This is a genomic window from Streptomyces noursei (assembly GCF_016917755.1).
Taxonomy (GTDB): Bacteria; Actinomycetota; Actinomycetes; order Streptomycetales; family Streptomycetaceae; genus Streptomyces; species Streptomyces yunnanensis.
On sequence record NZ_CP070326.1, the window covers coordinates 8,420,640 to 8,446,284 of the forward strand.

Annotated in this window: 22 protein-coding genes; 9 read left to right on the forward strand and 13 right to left on the reverse strand. The window is 74.6% G+C overall.

The genetic code is table 11. The features are described 5' to 3' along the window. Positions 1 to 8 precede the first annotated feature (8 nt). Both efeB and JNO44_RS36530 read right to left on the reverse strand, forming a co-directional pair. Positions 9 to 1,313, reverse strand: a complete 1,305-nt coding sequence (gene efeB / locus JNO44_RS36525; RefSeq protein WP_205368332.1) for an iron uptake transporter deferrochelatase/peroxidase subunit — start codon at positions 1,311 to 1,313, stop codon at positions 9 to 11. Further along, positions 1,310 to 2,515, reverse strand: coding sequence for an EfeM/EfeO family lipoprotein (locus tag JNO44_RS36530; RefSeq protein ID WP_205368333.1), 1,206 nt, complete (start codon positions 2,513 to 2,515; stop codon positions 1,310 to 1,312). Before JNO44_RS36530 ends, efeB begins: the two co-directional genes overlap by 4 nt. Before the next feature lie 293 nt (positions 2,516 to 2,808). Here JNO44_RS36530 and JNO44_RS36535 point away from each other — a divergent pair, with 293 nt between their 5' ends. Beyond that, the gene (locus JNO44_RS36535; protein ID WP_205368334.1) at positions 2,809 to 3,663 is read left to right on the forward strand and encodes a COG4705 family protein; all 855 of its coding nucleotides are present in this window, start codon (positions 2,809 to 2,811) and stop codon (positions 3,661 to 3,663) included. 60 nt (positions 3,664 to 3,723) lie between these two features. Here JNO44_RS36535 and JNO44_RS36540 read toward each other — a convergent pair whose 3' ends face one another. The 4 genes from JNO44_RS36540 to JNO44_RS36555 form a co-directional block, all read right to left on the reverse strand. Next, complete coding sequence (locus JNO44_RS36540) at positions 3,724 to 4,500, reverse strand: class I SAM-dependent methyltransferase (RefSeq protein WP_067344065.1); 777 nt, start codon at positions 4,498 to 4,500, stop codon at positions 3,724 to 3,726. 163 nt (positions 4,501 to 4,663) lie between these two features. Beyond that, complete coding sequence (locus JNO44_RS36545; RefSeq protein WP_205368335.1) at positions 4,664 to 5,881, reverse strand: aminotransferase class V-fold PLP-dependent enzyme; 1,218 nt, start codon at positions 5,879 to 5,881, stop codon at positions 4,664 to 4,666. A 5-nt stretch (positions 5,882 to 5,886) separates the two neighbouring features. Beyond that, a complete protein-coding gene (locus tag JNO44_RS36550; RefSeq protein ID WP_205368336.1) occupies positions 5,887 to 7,230 on the reverse strand; it encodes a pyridoxal-phosphate dependent enzyme in 1,344 nt (447 codons plus the stop codon). Further along, positions 7,227 to 8,705, reverse strand: a complete 1,479-nt coding sequence (locus tag JNO44_RS36555) for a Y4yA family PLP-dependent enzyme (RefSeq protein ID WP_205371167.1) — start codon at positions 8,703 to 8,705, stop codon at positions 7,227 to 7,229. The genes JNO44_RS36550 and JNO44_RS36555 overlap by 4 nt, the downstream gene beginning before the upstream one ends. Positions 8,706 to 9,494: 789 nt before the next feature. Between JNO44_RS36555 and JNO44_RS36560 the strand changes: the two genes are divergently transcribed. From JNO44_RS36560 to JNO44_RS36575, 4 genes are all read left to right on the forward strand, one after another. After that, positions 9,495 to 10,793 (forward strand): VWA domain-containing protein, encoded by a 1,299-nt coding sequence (locus tag JNO44_RS36560; RefSeq protein WP_205368337.1) that lies wholly within the window; start codon positions 9,495 to 9,497, stop codon positions 10,791 to 10,793. Next, positions 10,793 to 11,659 carry a hypothetical protein gene (locus tag JNO44_RS36565; RefSeq protein WP_205368338.1) on the forward strand — a complete coding sequence of 289 codons (867 nt, stop codon included), beginning with the start codon at positions 10,793 to 10,795 and terminating at the stop codon, positions 11,657 to 11,659. Before JNO44_RS36560 ends, JNO44_RS36565 begins: the two co-directional genes overlap by 1 nt. Before the next feature lie 199 nt (positions 11,660 to 11,858). Then, positions 11,859 to 12,299 carry a hypothetical protein gene (locus JNO44_RS36570; protein ID WP_205368339.1) on the forward strand — a complete coding sequence of 147 codons (441 nt, stop codon included), beginning with the start codon at positions 11,859 to 11,861 and terminating at the stop codon, positions 12,297 to 12,299. 57 nt (positions 12,300 to 12,356) lie between these two features. Further along, on the forward strand, positions 12,357 to 13,469 hold the full coding sequence (locus tag JNO44_RS36575; protein ID WP_205368340.1) for a PP2C family protein-serine/threonine phosphatase: 1,113 nt from the start codon (positions 12,357 to 12,359) through the stop codon (positions 13,467 to 13,469). A gap of 36 nt (positions 13,470 to 13,505) precedes the next feature. On the opposite strand, the gene JNO44_RS36580 is transcribed toward JNO44_RS36575, so the two are convergent. Both JNO44_RS36580 and JNO44_RS36585 read right to left on the reverse strand, forming a co-directional pair. Then, positions 13,506 to 14,660, reverse strand: a complete 1,155-nt coding sequence (locus JNO44_RS36580; protein ID WP_205368341.1) for a PP2C family protein-serine/threonine phosphatase — start codon at positions 14,658 to 14,660, stop codon at positions 13,506 to 13,508. 172 nt (positions 14,661 to 14,832) lie between these two features. Then, a complete protein-coding gene (locus JNO44_RS36585) occupies positions 14,833 to 16,389 on the reverse strand; it encodes a hypothetical protein (protein WP_205368342.1) in 1,557 nt (518 codons plus the stop codon). A 194-nt stretch (positions 16,390 to 16,583) separates the two neighbouring features. Between JNO44_RS36585 and JNO44_RS36590 the strand changes: the two genes are divergently transcribed. Together JNO44_RS36590 and mgtA are read left to right on the forward strand one after the other, a co-directional pair. Further along, positions 16,584 to 16,967: an ArsR/SmtB family transcription factor gene (locus JNO44_RS36590; RefSeq protein WP_205368343.1), complete on the forward strand. Its 384-nt coding sequence runs from the start codon at positions 16,584 to 16,586 to the stop codon at positions 16,965 to 16,967. Further along, entirely contained in the window at positions 16,951 to 19,704 is a 2,754-nt protein-coding gene (mgtA, locus tag JNO44_RS36595) for a magnesium-translocating P-type ATPase (protein ID WP_205368344.1), read from the forward strand. The genes JNO44_RS36590 and mgtA overlap by 17 nt, the downstream gene beginning before the upstream one ends. Before the next feature lie 13 nt (positions 19,705 to 19,717). On the opposite strand, the gene JNO44_RS36600 is transcribed toward mgtA, so the two are convergent. Further along, complete coding sequence (locus JNO44_RS36600) at positions 19,718 to 21,088, reverse strand: hypothetical protein (protein WP_205368345.1); 1,371 nt, start codon at positions 21,086 to 21,088, stop codon at positions 19,718 to 19,720. Positions 21,089 to 21,182: 94 nt separating this feature from the next. After that, on the reverse strand, positions 21,183 to 22,691 hold the full coding sequence (locus JNO44_RS36605; RefSeq protein WP_205368346.1) for an LCP family protein: 1,509 nt from the start codon (positions 22,689 to 22,691) through the stop codon (positions 21,183 to 21,185). Positions 22,692 to 22,847: 156 nt separating this feature from the next. Here JNO44_RS36605 and tatA point away from each other — a divergent pair, with 156 nt between their 5' ends. Next, complete coding sequence (gene tatA, locus JNO44_RS36610) at positions 22,848 to 23,183, forward strand: Sec-independent protein translocase subunit TatA (protein WP_205368347.1); 336 nt, start codon at positions 22,848 to 22,850, stop codon at positions 23,181 to 23,183. A gap of 104 nt (positions 23,184 to 23,287) precedes the next feature. On the opposite strand, the gene JNO44_RS36615 is transcribed toward tatA, so the two are convergent. After that, positions 23,288 to 23,539, reverse strand: coding sequence for a hypothetical protein (locus JNO44_RS36615; RefSeq protein ID WP_240167831.1), 252 nt, complete (start codon positions 23,537 to 23,539; stop codon positions 23,288 to 23,290). A 156-nt stretch (positions 23,540 to 23,695) separates the two neighbouring features. Here JNO44_RS36615 and JNO44_RS36620 point away from each other — a divergent pair, with 156 nt between their 5' ends. Further along, on the forward strand, positions 23,696 to 24,514 hold the full coding sequence (locus tag JNO44_RS36620; RefSeq protein WP_205368348.1) for a hypothetical protein: 819 nt from the start codon (positions 23,696 to 23,698) through the stop codon (positions 24,512 to 24,514). A 112-nt stretch (positions 24,515 to 24,626) separates the two neighbouring features. Here JNO44_RS36620 and JNO44_RS36625 read toward each other — a convergent pair whose 3' ends face one another. Together JNO44_RS36625 and JNO44_RS36630 are read right to left on the reverse strand one after the other, a co-directional pair. Then, positions 24,627 to 25,208 (reverse strand): TerD family protein, encoded by a 582-nt coding sequence (locus JNO44_RS36625; protein ID WP_205368349.1) that lies wholly within the window; start codon positions 25,206 to 25,208, stop codon positions 24,627 to 24,629. A 147-nt stretch (positions 25,209 to 25,355) separates the two neighbouring features. Then, positions 25,356 to 25,622, reverse strand: coding sequence for a GlsB/YeaQ/YmgE family stress response membrane protein (locus JNO44_RS36630; protein WP_039629725.1), 267 nt, complete (start codon positions 25,620 to 25,622; stop codon positions 25,356 to 25,358). Positions 25,623 to 25,645 lie beyond the last annotated feature (23 nt).

The following is a 25,645-nucleotide window of genomic DNA, read 5'->3' on the forward strand; positions in this document are numbered from 1 at the left end:
CAAAGCCGCTACGCCAGGAGTGCCCGGCCGTACCAGTCGGCCCGGTCCCGTACACCCGGCAGCGCGAAGAAGTAGCCGCCGCCGAACGGCTTGACGTAGTCCGTCAGCGGCTCGCCCGCCAGGCGGTGTTGGACGGTCTCGAACTGGCGGGCAAGGTCCTGCTGGTAGCAGCAGAAGAGCAGGCCCATGTCGAGGTTGCCGTTGGCGTCCATGCCGCGGTCGTAGTTGTAGGCGCGGCGCAGCAGGCGCTGGTCGGCGGTGTCCGCGGTGCGCGGGTTGGCCTTGCGGATGTGGCTGTCCAGGGGGATGACGTCGCCCTTGGGGTCGCCGGGGTAGTCGGGGGTGTCGTGCTCGTCGTTGCCGTCGAGCGGGGCACCGGTCTCCCGGGTGCGGCCGAACATCCGCTCCTGCTCGGTCAGCGAGACCCGGTCCCAGAACTCCACCAGCATCCGGATCAGCCGGACGACCTGATAGCTGCCGCCGACCGCCCAGTCCGGTTCGCCCATGCCCGCCTCGACCCAGACCAGGCGCCGCATCTCGCGGCTCGATCCGGGGTCGGGGTTGGCGGTGCCGTCCTTGAAGCCGAAGAGGTTGCGGGCGGTGCCGGTGGGGCGGGGCGGGCTGGCGAAGCCGTCCAGCCGCCAGCGGACCTGGAGGGCGCCGCGGGTGTGGCGGGTCAGGTCGCGCAGCGCGTGCAGCACGGTGTCGGTGTCGTCGGCGCACAGTTGGAGGCTCAGGTCGCCGTGGCACCAGTCGGACCGGAGGTCGTCGTCGGGGAAGGCCGGCATGGTGGTGAGGCGGCGCGGCGCGCGGGTGCGCAGCCCGAACCGGTCGTCGAAGAGCGCCGCGCCGACGCCGACGGTGACCGACAGCGCCCCGGCCGGGAGTTGGGGGCCGAGGATGCCGGAGTCGGCGGGCGGGCCGGTGACGCCGAGCGGGTCCGGGACGCCGCCGCCGGTCAGGAAGCGGGCCCGTTCGGTGAGGGTGCGCAGCAGGTCGGCCAGGTCCGCGCGGCCGTCGGCGGTGACGTCGCAGGCGACGAACGCGGTGACCCGGCGGGGCGCGGTGAGGACGGCGGCCTGGTGCGGCCCGTGGAAGGGGGCGGCGGGCGCGGGGCCGCCGAGCGGTCCGGTGCCGGGCAGCGGGAGCTGCGGGCCGGCGCCGTCGGCGTACGGGACCCGGGCGGGCGCGGTGCCGGCCACGAGTCCGCCGGCGCCCGCCAGCGCCGCGCCGCGCAGGAAGCCGCGCCGGCCGACGCGGGTCCGCCGCGTGCCCTCCGTACCGTCGTCGCCGCCGTGCTGGGCGTCGTTCACACCGTCCTCCGCGGATCGCACAGGGTGGCCACCGAGGCCAGCCGTTCCACCAGGTCACCCACCGCCGCGTTGGTCCGCTGCCGTTCGGCGCGGCTCAGCGCGTCGAGCGGGGTCCAGCGGCCGTCCCGCCGGAAGCCGTCGAGCAGTCGCCCGGTGCGGTCCAACCCGCTCTCCAGCCGCGGGAGTTCGGGGTAGCGGGTGGTCAGCAGGGGGCGCAGCCGGACGAGCACGGCGCGGGTGCCGTCGAGGTTGGCGCGGGCGGTGGCGAGGTTGCTGCCGCTGCCGTAGTCGGTGCGGCCGGTCAGCTCGAACTGCGCGGTGTTCTCCAGGATCTCGTGCGCGCGCAGGCCGAGCGCCGCCGGGTCCATGCGGTCCTGGGTCCACTCGTCGCGCAGGGCGCGCACGGCCTCGGCGAGCGCGGCGGCCGGGGCGCGCAGCCCGGCGGCGGACTCGCCGTGCCACAGGCCGTACTCGACGCGGTGGAAGCCGGTGAACCCGGGATCGTGGACGCCGCCCGCGAGTCCGGCGGTGGTCCCGTTGATCTTCTGGTCCGCGTCGCCGAACTCGCCGTAGGCGGCGCCCAGCCGCTCGTAGGTCAGATGGGCGGGCAGCCAGGCGGTGCGGGCGGCGGCCAGGTCGCCGTCGGTGACCGCCGCGCGCAGGGCGTCGGTCTGTCGGACGAGGTCGTCGAGGCCGCCGGCGACCCATTTCTGGTAGTCGATCGCCGGGTCGATCAGGTCGTGCTGGGTGACCGGCGCGGCGGCCGGGCCGGCGGGTCCGCCGCCGGTGACGCGGACGGTGGGCCCGGTGGTCGCGTTGGCGTCGTCGGGCAGGCAGGTGAAGGCGTACGCGCCGGGGCCGAGGCGGACCCGCAACTGGCGGGTGGTGCCGGGGCCGATGCCCTCCACCTCGCCGTAGACCGGGCCGCCGCCGGCACCGCGGAGGTAGACCTCGGCGGCAGTGCTGGAGCTGTTGCGGAGGTCGAAGACCTGGGTGCCGGAGTGCGGGTGCTGCCAGCCGCGTCCGCAGTCGCCCGGGGAGATCTCGACGGTGGTGTGCGGGAGGCCGTCCGCGGTGGCCGCGGTGTCCGGTCCGGCGCCGGTGGTCAGGGCGACCGCGGTGACCGCTCCGGCCACGATGACGGCGCCGCCGGGACCCCAGACGCGCGGCGAACGAAGCCGCCGCAGGCCGGCTCGTGGCACGGGTCCTCCTGGGGCGTACGGAAAGGGTGTTGGCTCGCGGGAAGGACCTGCCGCCTCCCCGTCGCACATGCTAGGCAGACGCGGCGCCGCCGAACATCCTTCCGACGGCCTGGACACCAAGAGTTTCCCGTGCCTTCACCATCCCGTCGGGCCGTGCCCGTGGCCGGACGGCCGGCCGGCCCCGAGGTCCGTCGCCGGGAGGGGTGAACCTTCCGCCCGCCATGACCGTCTACAGTCCTGTAGACATTTCTGGGTGACGACCGTGCGCCAGCCGTGCGCCGGAAGGGCGGAACATGACGATCGGACAGCCGGACAGCGCGGCGGTGGCGACACCCCCGGCCCGGGGGCGACGCCCCGGCGCCGCTCCGCTCCGGAGCAAGGTCCCCGAGGTCACGGCGCTGTTCTGGGTGGTGAAGATCCTCACCACCGGCATGGGCGAGACCGCCTCGGACTACCTCGGCCGGACACTGGGGCCGATACCCGCCGGCGCCCTGGGCTTCACGGCGTTCGCGATCCTGATGGTGGCGCAGTTCCGATCGACCCGCTACCGGGCCGGGCTCTACTGGTCGACGATCGTCATGGTGAGCGTCTTCGGGACGATGGCCGCCGACGTCGTCCACGTCATCCTCGGCGTCCCCTACCTCGTCTCCACCCTCGCCTTCTCGGTGGCACTGGCCGTCATCCTGCTCGCCTGGTACGCCTCCGAGGGCACGCTCGCCCTGCACAGCGTCCGCACCCGCCGCCGGGAGACCTTCTACTGGGCCACCGTGCTCACCACCTTCGCCCTGGGCACCGCGGCCGGCGACCTCACCGCGGGCACCCTGGGCCTGGGGTATCTGACCTCGGGCATCGCCTTCGGCGCGCTGATCCTGGTGCCGGCACTGGCCGGACGGTTCCTCGGGCTGAACGCGGTCGCCGCGTTCTGGGGCGCCTACATCCTGACCCGCCCGCTCGGGGCCTCGTTCGCCGACTGGATGGGCGTCCCGGCCACCCGCGGCGGCCTCGACTGGGGCACCGGGCCGGTCACCCTCGCGCTGACCGTGCCCATCGCCCTGCTCATCGGCTATCTCGCGGTGACCGGCAAGGACACGCCCGCGGACGGGCCGGCCGAGGGCGGCCCCGGAGCGGCGGTACCGGTCGCGGGCTGAGCGACGGCGGTCGACCCGAGTGGACGGGGGGCCGGGCGCGCGTCGCGCTCCGGCCGCCGGCTACCGGATCGCGACCAGCACGCAGCTGTCCCCGAACTGCCACACCGGGACGACGTGCGCGAAGCCGGCCGCGCGCAGCAGGGCGGCGTGGTCGGACACCGACAGGCCGTTGTCCGCACCGCCGTCGTCCGCGCCGGTGACGGGTGCGCTCAGCCGGCGGCGGCGCTCGGCGAGCGACTCGGCCAGCTCCGGTTCCGAGGCCACCGCCGCCCACCAGGACGCCCAGTCCTCGTGGTCGCCGTCCCGCTGCCGCTCGGCGCGCCGGCGCCCGACATGGGCGGCGAGCGCACCGGCGACGGCCCCGGGCTGCGGGAGGTGGTCGCCGTTGACGAGGGCGCCGCCGGGGCGCAGCAGGGCAGCGAGTTGGGCGTAGGTGCGGCGCAGGACGGGCTCGGGGAGGTAGTGCAGCGCGGTGGTGGAGACCGCGGCGTCGAGCGGGCGCCCCAGCGCCATCGCCTCGATCCAGCCGTCCGCGCCGATCACGGCATCGACGTAGCGGGCGGCCGAGGAGTGATGGGTGCGGGCCAGTTCCAGCAGCAGCGGGTCCATGTCCACGCCGACGACCTCGGCGCGCGGCAGCCGGTCCGCGAGCCGGGCGGCGAGCGAGCCCGGGCCGCAGCCGAGATCGACGACCAGCGGGCGCCGCTGACCGGCCGTCACATACTCCACGACGTCGGCGATCACGGTGAAGCGCTCCTCGCGGTCGATGGCGTAGCGCCGCTGCTGGCGCTCCCAGCGCTCCACCCACCACTCCGCGACGGCCATGCTCAGCCCCATCTGGTCGCACCACCCCTGCCGTTTCCCCTGTGCCGTATGGTCACCCACGAGGCTACAGGTGGAAACGGTTTCCATTAGCCATAAGGCCCCCCTTTCACTCCGGAGAGGCACCGCCCGACACGGAACGGGCTCGCAGCGGCACGAAGCGGACGCGGAACGGCACTCATGTCAGCGAAGCGAGCACGGTGAGCAACCGGTCGATCTCCTCAGGGGTGTTGTAGACGTGCAGGCTGACCCGTACGGAACTGGTCCGCTCCCCCGCGCCCGCCTGGCAGTGACCGTCCGTACGCACCATGAAGCCATGGCTGAAGAGGATGAACCCGAGGTCGCTCGCGCCGATGTCGCGGTGCCGGAAGGTGACGATCCCGCAGCGCTGCTGGACGGGCGCCTCGGCGGCCAGGCTGCGCTGACAGCCCAGGACTTCGTAGGCGTCGAGGTGACGCAGACCGTCCGACAGGCGGGCGGCCAGGGCCACCGTCCAGCGCCCGATCCGGTCGGTGCCGGCGGCCTCCAGCCAGTCCAGCGCGGCCGCCAGGCTCGCGATCCCGGTGGTGTTGGGGCTGCCCCGCCAACCGCCCGGCCGCAGCTCCGGACCGCGGGTCTGCCGGGCCCAGAGCGCCCCGGAGCCGGGCAGCGCCAGCGCCTTGTGACCGGAGAACACCACGAAGTCCACGTCGAGTTCGGCGACCGAGACCGGCAGATGGCCGACGCTCTGCGCGGCGTCCAGGCAGATCGGCACCGCCGGCCCGACCGCCCGGCGGATGAGGTGGACGTTCATGTTGCCGCCGTAGACGTGGTGGACGTGGGTGGCGGCCACGAACCGGGTCCGGGGGCCGACGAGCCGGGCCAGCGCCGCCGGGTCGTAGTCCCCGGACGACGTCTGGTACGGCATCTCCCGCACCCGGATCCGCACGCCCTGTCGGTCCAGCAGCCGCTGCACCTCCAGCCACGGGGCGAGATTGGCCTCGTGGTCGGCGAACGGGACGACGATCTCGTCGCCGTCGGCCAGGAGTTCCGCCAGCCAGTCCCGGGCGACCAGGCGCAGCCCCTCGGTGGTCCCGCTGGTGAAGTGGACCGCCGAGCGCTCAGGATCCGGGTCGCCGAGGAAGCTCTTGACCCGGTCGCGGACCCGTTCCACCAGCGCGGTGGAGGAGTTGGCCCAGGGGTAGGAACCGCGGCCGGCGTTGGCGTGCGCGTCGGTCAACTGGCCCTGTACGGCGTCCAGTACGGCCTGCGGCTTCTGCCCGGTGGCCGCACTGTCCAGGTACGCCAGCTCCGGATGGGCGGCGATGAGCGGGAACTGGGCGCGCAGCGCGCGCTGCCACGGCCCCCACTCCGTGAAGAGCGCGGCGCCCTGGCCGTGCGCGGCGATCGAGGCCACCGCGGTCAGTCCCGCACCAGCGGCGCGCCGGCGTCCCGCCAGGCGATGACGCCCCCGGTGAGACTGCGCACGTCGGGATGGCCCATCCGGGTCAGCAGCGCGGCGTAGCGGGCGGACTGCTCGCCGACGGGACAGACCAGCAGCACCGGCTGCCGGGTGCTGAACGGCAGGCCGCCGCGCACCAGTTCGTCGAAGAGTTCGTCCACGATGTTGATCGCCCCTTCGATGTGCAGTGCGGCGTAGGCGAACGGACTGCGCAGATCGACCACGAGCGGGCGGTCCCGCTCGATCCACTTCTGCGCGTCCGGGGTGTCGACGGCCGGGGCCGCGGCGACCTCGGCGTCCGTCAGATCGGCCGGATCGTTGCGCCGCGGCGGCTGGCGGAACAGGTCGGGCCGGCGCCGCCTGGTGTAGCTGAGGTAGCTCTCGATCCGGTCGCAGACGATGAACACCGCCGACCTGCGGGCCCCCGGATCCGACTGCTGACTCTCGGTCAACTGGGCGTCCAGGGAACCGAGATGGCGCACCGTGCCGAAGTACGCGGCGCCGCCGGTGGGGCCGGCCAGGATGCCGCAGCGGCGGGCCAGGGTCAGCATGCCCTCGATGGCCTCGTCGGAGGTGACCGACTCCACCGTGTCGTAGGTCGCCGGGTCGAAGAGGCCGACCTCGTGGACCTCGTCCAGGGTGCGGATGCCGGGGATGAAGTCGGACTTGGCGGCGACCAGGCCGACCACCTGCACCCGGGGGTCGTGCTCGCGCAGCACCCGGGCCACACCGGTGGACGAGCCGGCGGTGCCGACACAGGCGACGAACCAGTCGGGGGCCCGCCCGTCCAGGTCCTTGACGATCTCCGGGCCGGTGCCGGTGGCGTGCGCCTCGGTGTTGCGGGGGTTGAAGTACTGGTCGGTGTGGAGATAGCTGCTGCCCGGCTCGGACAGCTCGCGGTGGAAGAGGGTGAGCGGGTCCTCGGTGTTGGTCGGGTCCAGGCATTCGCTCTGCCCGGGCAGTTCCTCGATGTCGGCGCCCAGCAGCAGGAGCAGGTCCTTGATCTCCGGTATGCGCATCCGGTTCGTCACGCTCTTGAACGGCAGCCCGTGCATCCCCGCGATCACCGCCAGCGCCTTGGCGGTGTTGCCGCTGGAGAGCTCCACGACCTGGCTGCCGTGCTCCGCGGCGGCGGCCAGCCCCGGCCGGGCCATGTTCCAGGCGGCCCGGTCCTTCACCGACCCGAAGGGGTTGAGCAGTTCCAGCTTCGCGTACAGGTCGATGTGGCGCAGACCGTGCACGGCCGGATCGATCCGTACCAGCGGGGTGTTCCCGATGGCCTCGGTGATGCTCTCGTACCTCATGGCTCTCCCCCCGGACGTGTGATCGGCCAGTACTGCTCGTCGAGGCACCAGCGCCAGGAACCGTCCTCCTGCCAGGCGGCGACCTTGCGCGCGACGGGCTGGTGCTGCGCGCGGCTGGTCTGGAAGTCCATGCAGTAGCCGGCCGTGTTGACGAACGCCAGCAGCTCACCGGGGCGGGGCAGCCGGGGCAGGAAGACCATCCGGCGGGTGATCAGGTCGGCCTCCAGGCACAGGCTGCCCGCGAGGTAGACACCCGCCGCCGGGCCGTCGCCCGCCACCGCACGGGTGCCGTCCCGCCCGAGCAGCACGGGGTCCATCAGCACCCCGTGCTCCTCCAGCCCGGCGTCGTCGGCCTTCATCGCCAGCCGCACCAGCGGCTCCCCGCTGTCCGTGCGGCGCACCTCCAGCACCCGGGCGAGCACCAGCCCGCACTGGTCCACCAGCGCCCGGCCCGGCTCGGTGTACAGGTCGTAGAGGTTCTCCAGCAGGAGGGTGGCCAGGCTCCGGCCGCCGAACGACGCGGCCGGCAGCGCCAGCAGTTCGTCGAGGTAGCGGGCGCCGGCGACGGGACGGTGGGCGGGGTAGAGGCCGAGCGCGCCGCGCAGGGTGCCGGCGTCGTTGCGGAGCCCGTAGCCGTGGCCGCGCCAGGTGAGCGGGGGGCGGTGGCCGAGCACCGCGGCGGTCAGCTCGGAGGTGTAGCGCTCCCACTGCGCGGCGTGCGCGAGGTAGTTGACGCCGAAGCCGCCGCCGATGTCCACCGCCCGGGGGCGCAGCCCGCGGCTCCGGCAGACGTCCAGGGCCCGGACACAGCCCTCCAGGGCGCGCGCCTTCTCCTCCGGGCTGGTGGTGTCGAGGTGGTAGCCGACGCCGGTCAGCTCCAGGACGTCGGCGTGCCGCTCGACGGTCTTCAGCAGGGGTTCCAGCTCCCCCGCCGGGGTGCCGAAGCGGCTGGGCCGGGTCAGCACCTTGACTCCCGGCCCGTCGAAGGCGGACAGCCGCACCAGCACCCGTATGCGGGCGAGTTGGTGCGCGCGCACCAGGGCCGCCAACTCGTCCAGCTCCCCGGCGGAGTCGGCGTGCACGGTGACGCCGGTCCGGGCGGCCAGCCACAGGAACTCGCGGTTCTTCGGGCCGGTCGCCATGATCCGGTCCGGGGCGAAGCCGGCGCCGAGGGCGTGTTGCAGCTCGCCCAGTGAGGCGACGTCCACCGCCGTGTCGGTCGCCGCGAGCCGCCGCAGCAGCGCGCTGGAACGGTTCGCCTTGTGCGCGAAGTAGACCTGGCCGCCGAGCCGGTGGGTGCCGTACGCGGTGCGGAACCGGGCGGCGTTCTCGGCTATCTGGTCGGGCAGTAGCACGTTCAGCGGCGAGCCCAGCGCGTCGACGAGCGAGGGGAGGAAGTCCCCCGCGCCGAGCAGCGACGCCAGTCGCACGTCCAGGCGCGGTTCCAGAGACAGCGGCTCCGGAGACGATGGCACAGCAGCCGCCAAGAGACCCCCTTCGACGTGGGTGCGAACGCGACCCGCACGGTTCGCCGTTAACCACTTCCCGCTCCCGACGGCCTTTACGCCCACCCGCCGCCGCCCACCCGGGAGTTGGCCCGATGCCCGAGGGCCGGACCGACTGCGGCGCGCGCCACAGGTGTCCTTCTCCGCCTTGGCGAAGCGCTCCACGAGCAGCGGCTCGGTGAACGGCGCCCAGTCCTCGGCGCGTCCGCCCCATTCGGCGCGCAGCCGCCGCCAGGAGATCCCGGTCCTGACGAAGCCGAAGGCGATCTCCGGCGGCCCGACATCGGCACCGGAGTTGACGTCGAGCCAGATCGCCAGCACGGTCAGGCTGATCGCGATCAGCGCCCAGACCGGGATGTAGACGCATTGCAGCACGAATTGCGCCACCAACCCGGTCCGCGAACGGCGCAGCGCGGGTCCGGGGTCGGGCCTGGGCTTCGCCGTGGGCTTCGGTGCCGGACCTGGCTTCTGGAGCGAGGGCGGCGCGGGAGGTGCGGGAGGTGCGGGATTGCCGTGAGCGCCGCCGGGCGGGCCGTACGCACCGTGGCCGCCGGGGCCTCCGAGGGGCGTGCTCATGGGTCTCCTCGTCGTGTGGCGCGTCCGGGGGTGGCGGGGCGAGGCCACCCCACAGGTCACGTGCACCGCGGCAGTCCGGAAACGGGGACGGGGAGTTCCGCACGGCCGCTCCGCCTATGGGGCGTTTGCGGCCTCCGTCAGGGTCGTTTTGGAGTCGGGCCGATTTCTCCATACGATCCGGCGATGATCACCAGAACGATCAGCAAACGGATCACCAGAAGAAGGCTGGCGGCCGGGGTCTGCGGGTTGCTCGCCGCGATGACGGTCGGGCTGTCGCCCACCCCGGCCAGCGCCGGCGAACCCGTCCCGGGGGCCGCCCCCAAGGTGGAGTTGACCCTCGACGTCAGCGGCTCGATGCGGGCCCGGGACATCGACGGGCAGAGCCGGATGGCCGCGGCGAAGCAGGCGTTCAACGAGGTGTTGGACGCCGTGCCGAAGGACGTCCAGCTCGGCATACGGACGCTCGGCGCCACCTATCCCGGCGACGACCGGCAGGTCGGCTGCAAGGACACCAAGCTGCTCTACCCGGTCGGGCCGCTCGACCGGACCGAGGCCAAGACCGCGGTGGCCACGCTCGCGCCCACCGGCTGGACGCCGATCGGCCCGGCCCTGCAGGCCGCGGCCGAGGACCTCAAGGGCGGCGACGGCCAGCGCCGGATCGTCCTGATCACCGACGGCGAGGACACCTGCCAGCCGCTCGACCCCTGTCAGGTGGCCCGGGACATCGCCGCCCAGGGCATCCACCTCACCGTCGACACCCTCGGGCTGCTGCCGGACGCCAAGACCCGCAGCCAGCTGAGCTGCATCGCCGAGGCGACCGGCGGCACCTACACCTCGGTGCAGCACACCAACCAACTCCGCGACCGCGTCCACCAGTTGGTGGACCGCACGGCCCATCGGGTGGCCACCCCGGTGAAGGTCCAGGGCGCCGCGGAGTGCGCCAGTGCCCCGGAGCTCAAGCCGGGCCTGTACAACGACCGCGAGAAGTTCGCCGAGCACCGCTGGTACCGGGTGGACGTCAAGCCGGGCCAGGAACTGCGCGCTTCGGTGAGCATCGGCGCGGACCGCGCGGTCAACAACGACTACGGGGTGCTGCTGCGGGCCTCGACCCAGCACGGCCGGGAGATCGTCCGCGGCTCGGAGGCCGGTGACGGCCGGACCGACGTCGTCTCCACCGGGCTGCGCTACGCCAAGTCCGAGGTCGCTTCCTCGGACGACGCCGCCAAGGACGCGCCCGAGACGGTCTGCCTCCAGGTCAGCAACTCCTTCGCGGCGGGCCCCTCGGTCAAGACCGAACCGGGCCTGCCGGTGGAGCTGGCCGTGGACCTCGTCGACGGTCCGCACAACGCCTCCGACGTCGCCTCCTTCGGCCTCGGCCGGGGCTGGTGGCTGCTCGGTGCCCTGGTGGTCGCCGGGTTCCTGGGCGGCCTGGTGTGGGGCTGGATCTCCCGTTGGCGCATCACCGTCTGGAGGACCAACTGATGTGGAGCGTACGTAACGTGACGGCCCGTGCGGTGCGGGCGGCCGGGCTGCTGGCGAGCGCCGCAGCCCTGGCGTTCGCCGGCGGCGTGGCCGGGGCGGGCGCGGCCGTCGCCGACAGCCCGAGCCCGAGTGCCGGCGCGAGCGAGGGCGGGGACGCCGCCAAGGGCCCCACGGAGGCCGGCACGTCCTTCCGCACCGCGACCCCGATCGCGCTGGACCAGCGGGCCACCGCCAGCGCCTCCACCGGTGACTACCTGTACTGGGTGCTGCCGGCCGACACCGGTCAACGGGTCACCGTCAAGGCCAAGGTGACCCTGCCGGAGACCGCCCGGCACGGCGCGGCCACCTGGCAGCTGGACGTCTACGACGGGCTGCGCCGCCGCCAGGCGTGCCAGTACGGCGTGACGACCAAGGCGGCGGCCAAGGACGCCGGGACGGTCGAGCTGTCCTGCACGCTGCGCACGGTGCGCGGCTGGGCGGAGCAGTGGGCGAACGACCCGCTGCCGGGCAACTACTACATCCGGCTGACCGTGGTCGGTCTGTCCCAGGAGGACCTGGGGCAGCCGGTGCAGACCGAGGTCGTGGCGTCCGCGACCGACACGGGCGGCGCCCAGGCAGTGGACGGCAAGCTGTCCGCCCCGCTGGTGCCGGGCGCCGGCACGGCGTCGCCCACACCGCAGCCGAGCGCGTCGGCGCAGCAGCAGGCGGCGGAAGGGGCGCCGGACGGCGGCTGGTCCTCGGGCCGGTGGTCGGACCGCTGGGTGTGGACCGCGGTGGGCGGTGTGCTGGCGGCGCTGGCGGGCGTCGGCGGCTACCGCATGACGCGCGGGTCGGGCCGGCCGGCGCACCTGCCGCCGGGCGCCTGAGCGGACCGGTGGAGGTGCCGGGCGGTCGCGGTGGGGCTCCCCCGCCCCACCGGGGCCGCCCGGCCGGCGGAACCCACTCGTCCGGAAGCTGCCGGGCGCAATCGGCAACCTCGCGGCGGGAATCGCCCTCACTAGGGACGACAGCAGTACGCTCCGCGGGCCCGATCGGGCCCGCCCCATGTCCGTGGAGGATTTCTCAGTGAAGCCAGCCCGTCCCGTCCGCCGGGTCGCCGGCACCGCCGCCACCGCCCTGCTGCTGGCCGCCGGTGCCGTCGGCGCCCTGGCCTCCCCGGCCGTCGCCAAGGCCAACTCGATCGCCGTCGGCAAGGTCGCGCTCGGCGCCGGCCGCCCCGCGGTCGTCACGGCCGAGATCACCTACTCCTGCGACCCGGGGTCGACCGTCCACCTGGCGACCACCGCGACCGGCCTGGTCTCCAAGGGCCACCACAAGGCCGTGGCCACCGGAACGCTCGCGAACAAGAAGCTGCGGTGCGACGCCCGGAACCACATCGTCCGGCTGGTCCTGCACCCCAAGCCCGGTTCGGTGTTCCACAAGAAGCAGCGCGTCGTGATCGAGGCGGCCGTCGTCACCCCGCGCGGCGCCCACTACGCGGACGCTACCAAGGCCGTCACCCTCTGATCCGGCCCTGCGGCGGCCCTGCGGGCGCGGGAGCCGCCGCAGGTGTAGAGAAGAGGTATGCGCGTCCGGCGCGGTCCGCTCCGCGAAGGCGGGCCCTGGCGGCTGAGCCACGGGCTGGTCGCCCTGCCGCTCGCCCTGATCGTGGCGGTCACCGCGCTGGACATCAGCTCGCCCACCACCATCCACCTGGGCCCGTTCCTGGTCGCGGCGCCGGCCCTCACCGCCGCGTTCGCGGGAGCCCGCCTCACCGGGGCCATCGGTGCCCTGGCGGTGGCCGCCCAGATCCTCATCGGCCATCTGCACGGCGGGCTGACGACCGCCAACCACGAGGCGCAGATCGCCGCGCTCTTCGTGCTCTCGGTGCTGGTCACGGTCTTCCGCTACGCCCGCGACCGGCACCAGCGGCAGCTGAGCCAGGTCCGGTCGGTGGCGGTGGCGGCCCAGCAGGTGCTGCTGTGGCCGCTGCCGCACCGGATCGGCCGGCTGCGCATCGAGTCGGCGTACATCGCGGCGGAGCAGGAGGCCGAGATCGGCGGCGACCTGTACGCGGCGGTGCCGGTGCCGGGCGGCACCCGCCTGGTGATCGGGGACGTGCGCGGCAAGGGCCTGCCCGCGATCGGGGAGGCCGCGGTGCTGATCGGGGCGTTCCGGGGCTCGGCCTACCGGAACCTGCCGCTGCCGGCGATCGCGGCGCACCTGGGCAATTCGGTGTTCTGGAACCTCGCGCACGCCCCCGAGGAGTACTCGGAGTCCTTCGTGACCGCCGTGGTCCTGGACGTCTTCGACGACGGACCGCGCATCGAGATGGTCAACTGCGGGCACCCCCCGCCCCTGGTGCTGCGGAACGGGCGGGTCCGGCCGCTGGAGGTCACCGAGCCGGCGCTGCCGCTCGGACTGACCGCGCCGCTGGAGAGCGACTACAAGCTGGAGAGCTTCGCGTTCGGGCCGGACGAGGTGCTGCTGCTGTACACGGACGGGGTGATCGAGACCCGGAACCGCTCGGGCGCGTTCTATCCGCTGACCGACCGGCTGGCCCAGTGGAACGAGCCCGACCCGGCCGCGCTGGTCCGGCGCCTCCACGACGATCTGCTCCGGTACGCGGGCGGCAACCTGAGCGACGACGTCGCCGTGATCGCGATCACCCGGCCGCCGGAGTACGCGGCGCGGTGACCCGGGCCGGTCGGCGGGGCAGGTCGACGGCGGCGGTCAGCGCCGGCGGATGCGCGCGGCCAGCACCGCCACGTCGTCCTCGCCGCACCGGCCGCCGAGGCGCGCCAGCACTTCGTCGAGGACCTCGGCCACACCGGCACCGGCGGGCAGCCGCATCCGGGCGAGCCGGGCCAGGGAGGCGTCGATGTCCTCACCGCGCCGCTCGACCAGGCCGTCGGTGAACATCAACAGGGTGTCGTCGGGGGTGAGCCCGCGGGTGACGATCTCGTAGCCACCTGCGCCGGTGCCCAGCGGAGGACCGGCGGGCACCGGCAGCGGCCGGGCGGTGCCGTCGGCGCCGAAGACGACCGGCGGGAGGTGGCCGGCGCTGGCGAACGAGGCGATCCCGCGGGCCGGGTCGATCTGGGCCAGCAGGCAGGTCGCCGGGCGGCGGTGGTCGTCCCGGGCCACCACCGCGTCGAGTTGGCGCAGCACCCGGTGGGGCGGCAGCTCGGCGGCGGCGACGTAGCGCAGCCCCGAGCGGTAGGCGGTCATCTCGACCGCGGCCTCCAGGCCGTGGCCCATCACGTCACCCATGACCAGCAGGGTCCGCCCGAAGTGCAGCCGCACCGCCTCGCACCAGTCGCCGCCGACCAGGGCGCCGCTGTCGACCGGCAGGTAGCGGGTGGCGAGTTCCAGGTTGGGGTGGGGGCGGCCGGGCTCGGCCAGGAGGGCGCGCTGGAGGTCCAGGGAGGTGCGCCGGGCGGCGGCGTGCCGGCGGGCGTGGGCGAGGTGGACGGCCGCCAGCCGCGCCGCGTGCTGGAGGGTGGCGGTCTCGTGCGCGGTGAAGCCGCCGCCGGCACGGGCGGCGCGCAGCACGCCGTACAGCCGGCCGTGGGCCAGCAGCGGGACGGACAGCGGGGCCGGTACGGCGGCGCCGCGCGGTTCCAGGAGGGGGGTGCGGCCCTCGGCCGCGACCCGGTGCAGGGCGGCCGGGCGGCCGTCGACCGCGTCGAGGTCGGCGGCGGGGTGGTCCGGGCTGTCGGGCAGCAGCTCCACCACGGCGGCGTCGCACAGCGACCGGCAGACGAACCGGGCGAGTTCGGCGCAGGTGGTGCCGGCGTCCAGCGTGGTGCCGATCCGCTCGGTAGCGTCCTCGGCCGCGCGCAGCCGCCGCGCCCGCTCGGCGTGGCCGGTGCTGATCGCGCTCATGGGTCCACTTCCGGAACTGCTGCTGGTGCGGAGAGCTGACGCGGAGGGGGCGGTGAGGGGACACTCCCCCGCGCCTTCGATCAAACACGGTGCGCAAGCCCACCATCGGTACCGGCGGGCGGAGAGCGGATGAATTCTGGGTGCACGGCGTGCCCCGGCGTACGCCGGGGTGTCAGCGGGCGGTCGGTGCGGGAGCCGCACCGGCCTCCGGGGCGGGCGAGCGGTAGGCGCGGTAGCCGCGGAAGCTGCCGGTGCCGGCCAGCGCCGCGGGCCGCCAGCCGCGGGCGAGGGCGGGCGGGGCGGCGGACGGCGGGACGAGCACCGCGACGGGCTGGTGGGCGGCCGTGGCGCGCAGCTGCTGGGGGGTGGTCCCGGCGTCGGGGCCGGCGGTCTGCCGGGAGGCGCAGCCGGCGTAGTAGGCGAGCTGGACGGCGTGGTCGCCGGTCAGGACGCAGGGCGGCCGGACGCCGAGCGCGTGCAGGGCGGTGGCGGCGGCCGTGAAGTCCTGGCGCATGTGTCGGTTGCGGGCGGTGTTCCCGGTCAGTACCGCGAACTGGACGGCCAGGTGGGCGGCGAGCGCCGTGGCGAGCAGCGCGGTGGCGCGCGGCCGGAGCCGGCCTCCGGGGGCGGCCAGTCGCCACAGGCCGTCGGCCACGGGGAGGGACAGCAGGGCGTAGGCGGGCAGCAGGAAGCGGGGCGCGGCGTAGTCGATGAGGAAGAGGTACGGCACCGCGGTCGCCGCCGCGACGGCGGTCGGCAGCAGCGCGGTGGCCGGGCGCCGGGCGCGCACCGCCGCCAGCACGCCACCGGCGGTCAGGAGCGGCAGCAGGAACCACCACACGGCGGTGACGGGATGGGTCCAGGGCACGTCGCAGGGGCGGCACAGCCCGCGCCCGTCCAGGCTGCGGATCTGGTCGTCCACGGCCAGGTTCCAGCCGATGCCGCCCTGGATCTCGGCCGCGCGCTGCAGACGGGCGAGCAGGCCGCCATAGCGGAGGTACGCCTCGACGATCCAGTCCGCGGCGCCCAGCAGCAGCCCACCCGCCAGCAGCGGGACCAGGGCGGGGCGCCGCCACCGGGGCACCGCGAGGGCCGCGACGGCCGGCACCAGCACCAGCCAGCCGGCGTCCGGCGGGCGCATCAGCGCCGCCGCCGCGACGGCCAGCGGCAGCCCGACGAGCGCCCGGCGGTCCGTGCGGTCCTGTACGGCGCGCAGGAAAAAGCCGGTGGCCGCCAGCGCCCCGTAGGCGGCCCAGAGGTTGGGCATGACCTGGGGCCCGTAGTAGAGGGTGATCCACAGCGTGGCGAAGAGCGCGCCGCCGAGGGCCAGCACCCGGGTGGGGAGCAGCCGCCGCCAGACCCGCAGCGCGACCCACAGGCCGGCGCCGGAGAGGAGCGCGAGGGGGATCCGCAGGGCGGTGGCGGACGGCGTCAGCGCGGCGACCGGGGCGATGAGGTAGGTGATGCCGCGGGCCCGGGGCGCGCTGAAGAAAGCGGCCGGTACATCCCGGGCGACCTGGCTGGCGTAGACCGTCTCGTCCCAGCCCAGACCGGTCCCGGGGACCACCAGGACCAGCTGGAGGAGGGCGAAGGCCGCGCCGGTGAGGGCCAGCCAGGGCAGCGGGCGCGCCGTGGCACGCGGCACGGCGGGCGGCCGGCAGTGCGCGGGGCCGGGCGCCGGGGCCATCCGCACCGCCCGGCCCTCCGGCAGGGACCGGCTCTCTTCCATGGGCACACCTCGCGGGATGGGTGGGCGCACCTGGGGACGGTCCGCCGAGCGGTCCCGGACCGTCCCTGGTCGGGTCCACCGCCATCATGCGGGCCGAGGACCCGCCCGGCACTCCGCGCTCGCCTGTTCGGCAGGCTGCTTCGGCCTGCCGACGGGTCGGACACGCCGCCTACACTGGGCGCTCTGGGCCACCGATGGGACGGAGTGCGGCAGTGGTGAGGAGCATCGAGGGGGAAGCCGCGACGGCCGATCCGTCCGCCGAGGTACTGGCCGAGGCTGCCGCGATGTTCGGGCTGCTGGCCTCTCCCCCACGACTGCACATCGTCTGGGCACTGGCCCAGGGCGAGAGCGACGTCAGCGGACTGGCCGAACGGGTCGGCGGCGCCCTGCCCGCGATCAGCCAGCACCTGTCCAAGCTCAAGCTCGCCGGACTGGTGCGCTCCCGCCGCGAGGGCCGCCGGGTCGTCTACTTCGTCGACGACCCCGACACCGTCGCCGTGATGCGCACCCTCGTCGTCCAACTCGCCGCCCGCAGCGAGGGTGTGTCGCCGGCCCGCCTGCGTGAGCTCGGTGCCTGAGATCACCGCGGCGCCGGGGGCCGGCCAGGTGCCCCCGGACGCGGAAGCGGTGCGCGCGGACGTCGAGGCCGGGACGGTGGAGCCGGCGGCGCTGACCGCGCTGACGTCGTTGCAGCTGCTGCGGCGGTTGGACAGCGGGCCGCGCGGGCTGACCGAGGCCCAGGCCGAGGAGCGGCTGACCCGGTGCGGGGAGAACACCGTGCCGTCGTGGCGTCCGGTGTCCTGGCCGCGGCGCTTCCTGGGTGCGCTGCGGGATCCGTTCACCACGGTGCTGCTGTGCCTGGGGCTGGTCTCGGCGGCCGTCGCGTCCTGGGGCACCGCCTGCGTGATCATGACGCTGGTGGTGGTCAGCTGTGCGCTGCGATCCGGCGGTGAGCACCAGGCCGGTCGGGCGATGGCGGCGCTGCAGGAGCTGGTCGCCACCACCGCGACGGTGCAGCGCCGGTCCGCCGCGGACGCGCCGCCGCAGCTGCGGGAGCTCCCCGTCGACCAGTTGGTGGTCGGTGACGTGGTGCGGCTGGGCCCCGGCGACCTGGTGCCGGCGGACGTCCGGCTGCTGCGCGCCAACGGGCTGACGGTGCACCAGGCGGCGCTGACCGGGGAGTCCGCGCCGGTGCCGAAGCGCGCGGTGGACGCCCCGCCCGGCACCGACCAGGACGCGCCCGAGCCGCCGCACATGTGCTTCCAGGGCAGCAGCGTGGCGACCGGCAGCGGGACCGGTCTGGTGGTGGCGACCGGCGCGGACACCCGGTTCGCCGCCGCGTACCGCGGGCCGGCCCGGCGGCGCGGCGAGACCGCCTTCGACCGGTCGGTGCACGGCATCGCCTGGACGCTGATCCGCTTCATGCTGCTGACGCCGCCGCTGGTGCTGATGGCCAATGCCGCGCTGCGCGGGCGGGGGCTGGAGACGCTGCCGTTCGCGGTGGCCGTCGCGGTCGGGCTGACGCCGGAGATGCTGCCGGTGATCGTGACCACCGCGCTCGCCCGGGGCGCCTCGCTGCTGGCCCGGACCAGCGGGGTGATCGTCAAGCGGCTGCCGGCGCTGCACGACCTCGGCGCGATCGACGTGCTGTGCCTGGACAAGACCGGCACCCTCACCCAGGACCGGCCGGTCGTGGTGCGGTCCGCCGGCCCGGACGGCGCGCCCGATCCGGACGTGCTGCACTGGGCGGCCGTGAACAGCTTCTGGACCATCGAACTGGCCGAACTGCCGGTGCCGGACGCCCTGGACGAGGCGGTGCTGACCGCCGCGGACGAACGGGGCACCGACCCGCTGGAGTACGAGGGCATCGCGGCGCTGCCGTTCGACCCGATGGTGCGGATGTCCACGGCGGTGATCCGCCGCCCGGGGCGGCACGGCACCCACACCCTGGTCGTCAAGGGCGCGGTGGAGGACGTGCTGGAGCGGTGCGGGCGGCTACGGACCGGCGGCGGCGAGACCGCGCTGGACGAGGCGGCCCGGGAACGGCTGCTGCGGTGCGCAGCCGAGGAGGCGGACGGCGGGTTCCGGCTGCTGGCGGTGGCTCGCGGCGACCGCCGGCCCCGGCTCGGCGGATACACCGACGGCGACGTGCGGGGCCTGACCTTCCTGGGCTTCGTGGCGCTGAGCGATGAGCTGGCGCCGTCGGCGGCGGACGCCCTGCGGGTGCTGACCGAGCGCCAGGTGGCGGTGAAGGTGCTCACCGGCGACCATCCCGGCACCGCGGCCCGGGCCTGCCGGGACCTGGGGCTGCCGCCGGGCGAGGTGGTCACCGCCGGCCGGCTCGCCGGGCTGGAGGGGCCGGCGCTGGCCGAGGCAGTCGGCGCGGCCACGGTCGTGGCGCGCTGCACGGCGCAGGACAAGGCCAGGATCGTCGCCGCACTGCGGGCGGACGGGCACACCACCGGGTTCCTGGGCGACGGGGTCAACGACCTGCCGGCGCTGCAAGCGGCGGACGTCGGGATCTGCCCGCGCGGGGCGGTACCGGTGGCGCGCGAGGGCGCCGATGTGGTGCTGGCCGAGAAGGACCTGACCGCGATCGAGCGGGCGATCACCGCCGGCCGGCACGCCAGCGGCAACATCGCGGCCTATCTGCGGATCACCCTGTCGTCCAACCTCGGCAACGTGATCGCCATGCTGGCGGCGGGGCTGCTGCTGCCGTTCCTGCCGATGCTGCCGGCGCAGGTCCTGGTGCAGAACCTCTGCTTCGACGCGGCGCAGCTCTCGCTCGCCTTCGACCGGCCGACCGTGGGGGCGGCGCGCCGACCGGCGGTGCTGCGGCCGCGGGTCTTCCTCCGCTTCATCACCGGGTTCGGCCTGATCAACGCCATGGCGGACCTGGCGACCTTCGGGGTGCTGGCGTTCGTCGCCCATGCCACGCCGGGGACGGACAGCCCGACGATGTTCCACGCCGGGTGGTTCACCGAGAACCTGCTCACCCAGGGGATGGTGATGCTGCTGCTGCGTACGGGGCGGCGGGCCGCCGAGGGGCGCATGGTGGGACCGATCCACCTGGCGGTGACCGGGCTGGCGGTGGTCGGCCTGCTGCTGCCGGTGTCGCCGGTGGCGCCGCTGCTGGCCATGTCGGCCCCGCCGCCGCTGTACTACCTGCTGCTGTCGGCGGTCCTGACGCTCTACGGTGCGGCGCTGGCGTTCGCGCGGATGCGGTACGCGCGCCGGGAGAGCGGCGAGGGCGTGCCCGACGGATCGCCGGAACGATCCGCGGAACACGCCCTCGTAGGGGGTCAGAACGCCTGACGGGGCGGGCGGCTCACCAGTCGCCGCCTCCACCGTCGAACCCGCCGCCGTCGAACCCGCCGCCATCGCCGAAACCGCCCGCGAAGTCGGCCGCGTTGAAGTCGGCGCCGGATTCGCTGCCGCCCTCGGGGCCGTTGAAGAACGACGGGGAGTCGGCGTACGCGCTCGGGGCGCTGAGCACCGAGCCGAGCACGGTCCCGGCGACCATGGCGGTGAGCACACCGCCGCCGCCGAAGTAGCCACCGGCCCACGGCGAGTAGGCCGGTCCGGCGTCCCAGTAGGGCTGCGGCCCGCCCGGGGTCTGGACGGTGCGGGACATCGGCTCCAGGCCGTCGGCCACGCGGGTGGCGTCGGCGGCGCAGGCCGGGACCGGGCGCGGGGCACCGCCGGGCGGGGCCCACTGGACGTCCGCGGTGGAGGGGCCGTGCCGCGGGTCGAAGAAGCAGGGCAGTCGACGCTCGGGCAGCGGGGCGCCGGTGCGGCGGGCGGCCAGCGTGGCCAGCGCGAACCGGCCGTCCTCCAGGGCCTCGGTCACCGGGCGCACGTCCTCGGGGCGGCGGGCCTCGGCCATCCGCGTCTTGGCGAGGTCGTAGGCGTCCAGGGCGCTGGTGTAGTCGGTGCGCATGGCGTCGGTGGCACCGGGCTCGGACGGGTTGAAGTCGAGGCGGTCCAGTTCCTCGCCGAAGGCGGTGATGTCCTCGTCGACGACCACCCGCAGGGCGTCCAGCTCGGCGCGCTCCCGCTCCTCACGCTGCTTCCTGGCGCGGCGCAGGAGGGCGTAGCCGCCCACGCCGCCGGCCACCACCACGGCGCCGCCGATGAGCAGGCCGGTGGCCGAGCCGCCGCCTTCGCCGTCGTTCCAGGACGAGGGTGCCGCGCCGTGCGCCTGGGCGGCGGCCTGCTGGACGAACTCGGTGACCATGCCCTTGGTGTCGCCCATGTGGGAATGTTGCGCGGCGAGCTTGAGGTTGGACGCCGCGTTGCGGGGCAGTACCTGTCGGTCGGCGCCGGCGTTGAAGCCGTTGGCGCCGATGTGGACGGCGTAGACGCCGGTGATGCCGACCTTGGTGCGCAGGTCCCGCATCAGGGTCGGCCGGGGGAATTCGGGGGTGTCCGGCAGGACGGCGACGAAGACCGGCTTGTCGGCGTTCCGTATCTTCTCCGCGAGGGCGTTGCGGTCGGCGTCCGGGAACTGGTCGCGGACCCGCGGATCGACGTACACCGGGCTCTTCTTGAGCGCCTCGGCGACGGTGTCGAGGCCGGTGCCTGCGGCGTGGGCGGGCTGCGGCAGGCCAGCCCCGACGAGCAGCACCAGGGCCGCCAATAGCAGGCCGGTCAGGAGTCTGGGCAGAGCGCCGGGCGATGGCCGGCGAAGGGCGGACATAGGGCTGATCTTCTCCTCAACATCATGGTGATACAGGGGACATGGGCAAGAGGTGACGTACCGGTGCCGGTGCTCGCCGCGCGATGCGCTGCGGCTAACCGTACGAGAGATCGGAGCACGGGTCGTCGGCGGCGGAGCGTGTGGCGCCGCCCGCGCTTCCCGACGGGGTGGTCGGGGCGCCGGCGCCGAGGGCGGGCCGGTCGGCGTAGTCCCGGCCGAGGGTGACGCGGACGCCGGGGGCGGCGGCCTGTCGGAGGACCGCACCGGGGAAGTACCGGGCGACGGTCCGGGCGGGCTCCTGCCGGCCGGGGCCGTATCCGATGACGGTGGTGGTGCGCTGCTGACCGGCGGCGGTGGCGGTGCGGGTGACGTCGAAGCCGGCCGCGCGCAGTTCGGCGGCGGCGTGCGCGGCGAGCCCGGGGACGGTGGTGCCGTTGTAGACCGCGACGCCGATGCCGGCCACGGGCGGTGCGGCGTCCGGCGTCGGGACGGGCGGCGGGGCCTTGCCGTCGTCCGGGGCGCCGGTGCCGCCGGCGGCCCGGCCGTCCACGGCGCGGTCGGCACGCAGCCCGGCCCACAGCTCGTCGGCGTCCGGGTGGACGATCGCGACCCGGGCGCCCTGGTAGCGCCAGGGCAGGGTCCGGAACGTGGTGTCGTGCAGGTCGACGTCCCGCATCGACAGGGCGAAGGCCAGGAGCCGGTCCGCGGAGCCCAGTCCGGGGTCCACGGTCAGGGCCGCGGTGGCCGCCCGGGCCAACGGGAGCAGCGCGGACGGGTTCATGCCGTGGGACCTGACCTTCTTGATCAGCGCGGCGGTGAACGCCTGCTGTCGCTTGATCCTGCCGATGTCGGAGCCGTCCCCGATGCCGTGTCGGAGGCGTACGTAGTCCAGCGCCCGCTGACCGGAGACGGTCTGCGGGCCCCGGGCGAAGACCAGCCCGCCGCGGGCCCCGCGGTTCGGGTCGAGGTCCCCCTGGTAGACGTCCTGGGGCAGGCAGACGGGCACCCCGCCGACGGCCGTGGTCAGCGCGGCGAAGCCCGCGAAGTCGACGACGACGGTGTGGTCCACCCGCAGCCCGGTGAGCTGCTCCACGGTGTTCTGGGTGCAGGCGGGGTTGCCCTTGGTCGTGCGGCCCACGGTGAACGCGGAGTTGAACATCGCGTCGGACTGCGTCGGGGTCCATCGGCCGTCGGGCAGCCGGCACGGCGGGATCTCCACCAGGGTGTCCCGGGGGAAGGACACCGCGAGCGCGTGCCGGCCGTCGCCGTAGACGTGCAGCAGGAACGCGGTGTCCGAGCGCCCCACGTCGCCCTCCCCGCCGCCGAGTCGGCGGTTGCCGCCGGCCCGCGAGTCGGAGCCGATCACCAGGACGTTGCTGCCGCCGCCCGCGGCGGGCCGGTTCGCGCTGAGGCCGTCCGCGCCGAAGGTGTTGATGTCGCCGTTGAGCTGGAGGTAGACCCAGCCCGCGCCGGCGATCAGCAGCACCAGGAGCGAGAGGGTCAGCGCGGCCGCCGCCCGGATCCCGCCGAGCCCGCGCCGCCCCTCTCCGGCGGCTCCGTCCCCGCCCCCGTGTGCGGCGCCTGCGGTGTGGCTGCGTGTCACGTGTGCACCCTCGTCCGTGCGTTTTCCTGCCGGCAGAAGGCTCTCCCCCGCCCAGGGTTATACAGTTGCGCAATGTAGCAAGTGATACCCGCGGCCGGAGCCACGCGACCGGGCGCAGAAACCGACCGTGGTGACAACGAGAGAAGGGTGGCAGCGATGCTGCGCAACGGACTGGAACCCTGGCATCTGCTGGTCGTGGCGCTCGTGGTGATCCTCCTCTTCGGCTCCAAGAAGCTGCCGGACACCGCCCGTGCGCTGGGCAAGTCGCTGCGCATCCTCAAGAGCGAGACCAAGGCGATGAAGGACGACGACGGGACGCCGCCCACCACCACGTATGCGCACGGCCCGCAGGAGCCGGTGGAGGCACCGCGCACACTGCACCCGGCACCCGGCGCTCCCGCCACCGCCGGGGCGACGTCCGGAGGCGTCACCTCCGAGCACCCGGCCGCCGCCCGTACGGACCGGGAGGCCGGGCCGAACCCGGCACCGTGAGGCGGGGCGGCAGCGGACGCCCGACACCGGATGCGGTGCGCGCCAACTCCCCCTCGGGGGACCGCCCCTCAAGGGTCCACCCTGCGCGCGGAGTTGGCCCCGCTTCACGGACTCACCCCGTCGAAGCCGTACCGCAGCGGCTCGCTCTTCACCTTCAGGTCGCGGCGGTAGATGTGCAGCGCCGCGACCTGCATGCCGTCCGGGGCGTTCTCGACCCGGCAGGGGTGGCTCACCTGCAGCACGCTCGGCCGGCCGGTCAGGCGCAACCGCACCCCGTCGGCGGGCCCGCCGAAGAGCACCGCCGTCTCCCACGGCTCCACGTCCGCCATGCCCCGCATCGCCTTCATGTCATCCATGAGCAACACTTTAGGGATTGCGCAATCAGGGAACCATCAAGAGGTGCGCCGCGTTGTCCGGACAGTGGCCCGACATCGCCCTCGTCCGGGCCGCGCGGCCCCGCACCGGACCGGACCGTCGGGCAACCTTGACTCTCGACCCATCGGGGAAGACACGTGCACCAGAACGACCGCTTACAGGCACCGGACACCACCGCATTCGAGCGCACCGTGGACCAGGCCCTGAGCTCCCCGGAGATCAGGGCGGCGCTGTCGCAGACGGCCGGTTCGCTCAATGCCGAGCAGCTGCGCAGCGCGGCGCTCGGGGCGCGCGACACCCTCGCCGCCACCGCGACCACCGAGTACCGCGAGCTCGTCCGGCAGCGCGCCGCCGCGGCCGACGCCCCGCGGCCGGTGCCGCCCCCGCGCGCCGCCGGGACGTCGTCCCGGAGCGGCGGGGTGCTGCCCGCACTGGGAGTGCTGGTGCCCGGCCTGGCCGCCACCGCCGCGGTCGTCTTCCTGCTGTTCGGCTTCGGGCTGCACACGGTGGCCACGTCGTCCCGGCTCGCCGACGAACTGCTCACGGCGGGCTGGACGTCCGCCGGGGTCGCCGGCGTGGCGGTCCTGATCGGGCTGGTCTGGATGCTGGTGACGGCCTCACGCAACCGTGCGGCGGCCGACGCCCGGACGCCCGCCGGGGCCGATCCGAACGTCGCGCGGGCGCACGAAGCCTGGCAACTGGCCCTGCTGGAGCGGGGGATCATGCCGTTCCTGCTCGGTCGGCTCGATACCGCGACCAGCGGCGGCAGACCCCTCGGGCGACCGGCGCTCCCCCGCCCGGCCACGGCCGGGGTGGCCGGCGGCGCGGGCGAGGCCCGTCCGACACCGGCCGACGGCCGCGGCTTCAGCTCTCCCGACTACGCCGCCCCGGACTTCACCGCACCCGACTTCGGCAGCCCGGGCTTCTCCGGGCCGACGGCGCCCGGGGCGCCCTGACCGGGGCCGTCGAGGCACCCCCTCGGCGGCGCCGGCACCGTCCGGCTACGCCCACGGCCGCCGATCCGCGGCCCTCCCGACACCGGCGGCCGGGAGCGCGCGGACCGGGAACTCACAGATGCGCGGCGATGATGGGCATCAGATCCTCGAAGGTGCGGCCGTGCGCGGGCGCGCCGAGCGCCGTCATCTCCCAACCGCCGTCCGACCGGAAGACCTTGGCCATGATCTGGGCGGTGTGCGAGCCGCCGCCGGAGAGGGAGTAGCGGGCCAGCTCCTGGCCGTTGGTCTCGTCCAGCAGCCGGCAGAAGGCGTTCTCCACCTCCTGGAAGGTCTGCCCGGTGAAGGAGTTGACGGTGAAGACGATCTGGTCGACATGGACCGGCACGCGCGCCAGGTCCACCAGGATCGACTCGTCGTCGCCCCCCTGGCCGGCGCCACCGACGAGGTTGTCGCCGGTGTGGCGCACCGAGCCGTCGTCGCTCACGAGGTGGTTGAAGAAGACGACGTCGACGGGCTGCTGGCCGGCGAAGAGCACCGCCGAGGCGTCGAGGTCGATCTCCCGGGCGGTGAGCCGGGCGAGAAAGCCCTTGCGGCGCGCGGCCTGCCAGCCCAGGCCCATCCGGACCACGCTCAGCGCGCCGCCGTCGGACTTGCTCAGGCTGACCTTCTGGCCCTTGCTCAAGTTCACACTCATCTGATTCCCCATATGTCGGTCTCCAGTGGAAACGGATGCACCGGCACGGCAGTTCCGGCTTCCGCCGACCAATCCGCAGGTCGGCTCGCGGGAGGGGCCGACACCGCGGCCCGGAGGCCGCCGCCGGCCGCCGGACCGGGCACCCGTTCAGTTCCGGGAGTTGCCGAACAGCAACCGGTAGACGATGAGCAGGACCAGGGCACCGGCGACGGCCGCGACCCAGGTGGCGAGGTCGAAGAAGTTGTGCGCGATCGGCCGGTGCAGGAACTTCGCCGACAGCCAGCCGCCGATGAACGAACCGGCGATGCCGATGAGCGTGGTGCCCACCAGACCGCCCGGATCGCGTCCGGGAAGCAGGAACTTGGCTATCGCCCCGGCCAGGAGCCCGAGCACGATCCAGCTGATGATGCCCACGGGACATCCTCTCCTCGGTCGTT

Excerpts from the sequence above, each read along its gene's own strand:
- JNO44_RS36615 (WP_240167831.1), bottom strand. The coding sequence starts at position 23,539 with ATGGATGACATGAAGGCGATGCGGGGCATGGCGGACGTGGAGCCGTGG.
- JNO44_RS36585 (WP_205368342.1), bottom strand. The coding sequence starts at position 16,389 with ATGGAAGAGAGCCGGTCCCTGCCGGAGGGCCGGGCGGTGCGGATGGCC.
- JNO44_RS36550 (WP_205368336.1), bottom strand. The coding sequence starts at position 7,230 with ATGAGGTACGAGAGCATCACCGAGGCCATCGGGAACACCCCGCTGGTA.
- JNO44_RS36535 (WP_205368334.1), top strand. The coding sequence starts at position 2,809 with ATGACGATCGGACAGCCGGACAGCGCGGCGGTGGCGACACCCCCGGCC.
- JNO44_RS36590 (WP_205368343.1), top strand. The coding sequence starts at position 16,584 with ATGGGACGGAGTGCGGCAGTGGTGAGGAGCATCGAGGGGGAAGCCGCG.
- JNO44_RS36560 (WP_205368337.1), top strand. The coding sequence starts at position 9,495 with ATGATCACCAGAACGATCAGCAAACGGATCACCAGAAGAAGGCTGGCG.
- JNO44_RS36625 (WP_205368349.1), bottom strand. The coding sequence starts at position 25,208 with ATGAGTGTGAACTTGAGCAAGGGCCAGAAGGTCAGCCTGAGCAAGTCC.
- JNO44_RS36600 (WP_205368345.1), bottom strand. The coding sequence starts at position 21,088 with ATGTCCGCCCTTCGCCGGCCATCGCCCGGCGCTCTGCCCAGACTCCTG.
- JNO44_RS36540 (WP_067344065.1), bottom strand. The coding sequence starts at position 4,500 with ATGGGGCTGAGCATGGCCGTCGCGGAGTGGTGGGTGGAGCGCTGGGAG.
- JNO44_RS36580 (WP_205368341.1), bottom strand. The coding sequence starts at position 14,660 with ATGAGCGCGATCAGCACCGGCCACGCCGAGCGGGCGCGGCGGCTGCGC.
- JNO44_RS36575 (WP_205368340.1), top strand. The coding sequence starts at position 12,357 with ATGCGCGTCCGGCGCGGTCCGCTCCGCGAAGGCGGGCCCTGGCGGCTG.
- JNO44_RS36565 (WP_205368338.1), top strand. The coding sequence starts at position 10,793 with ATGTGGAGCGTACGTAACGTGACGGCCCGTGCGGTGCGGGCGGCCGGG.
- tatA (WP_205368347.1), top strand. The coding sequence starts at position 22,848 with ATGCTGCGCAACGGACTGGAACCCTGGCATCTGCTGGTCGTGGCGCTC.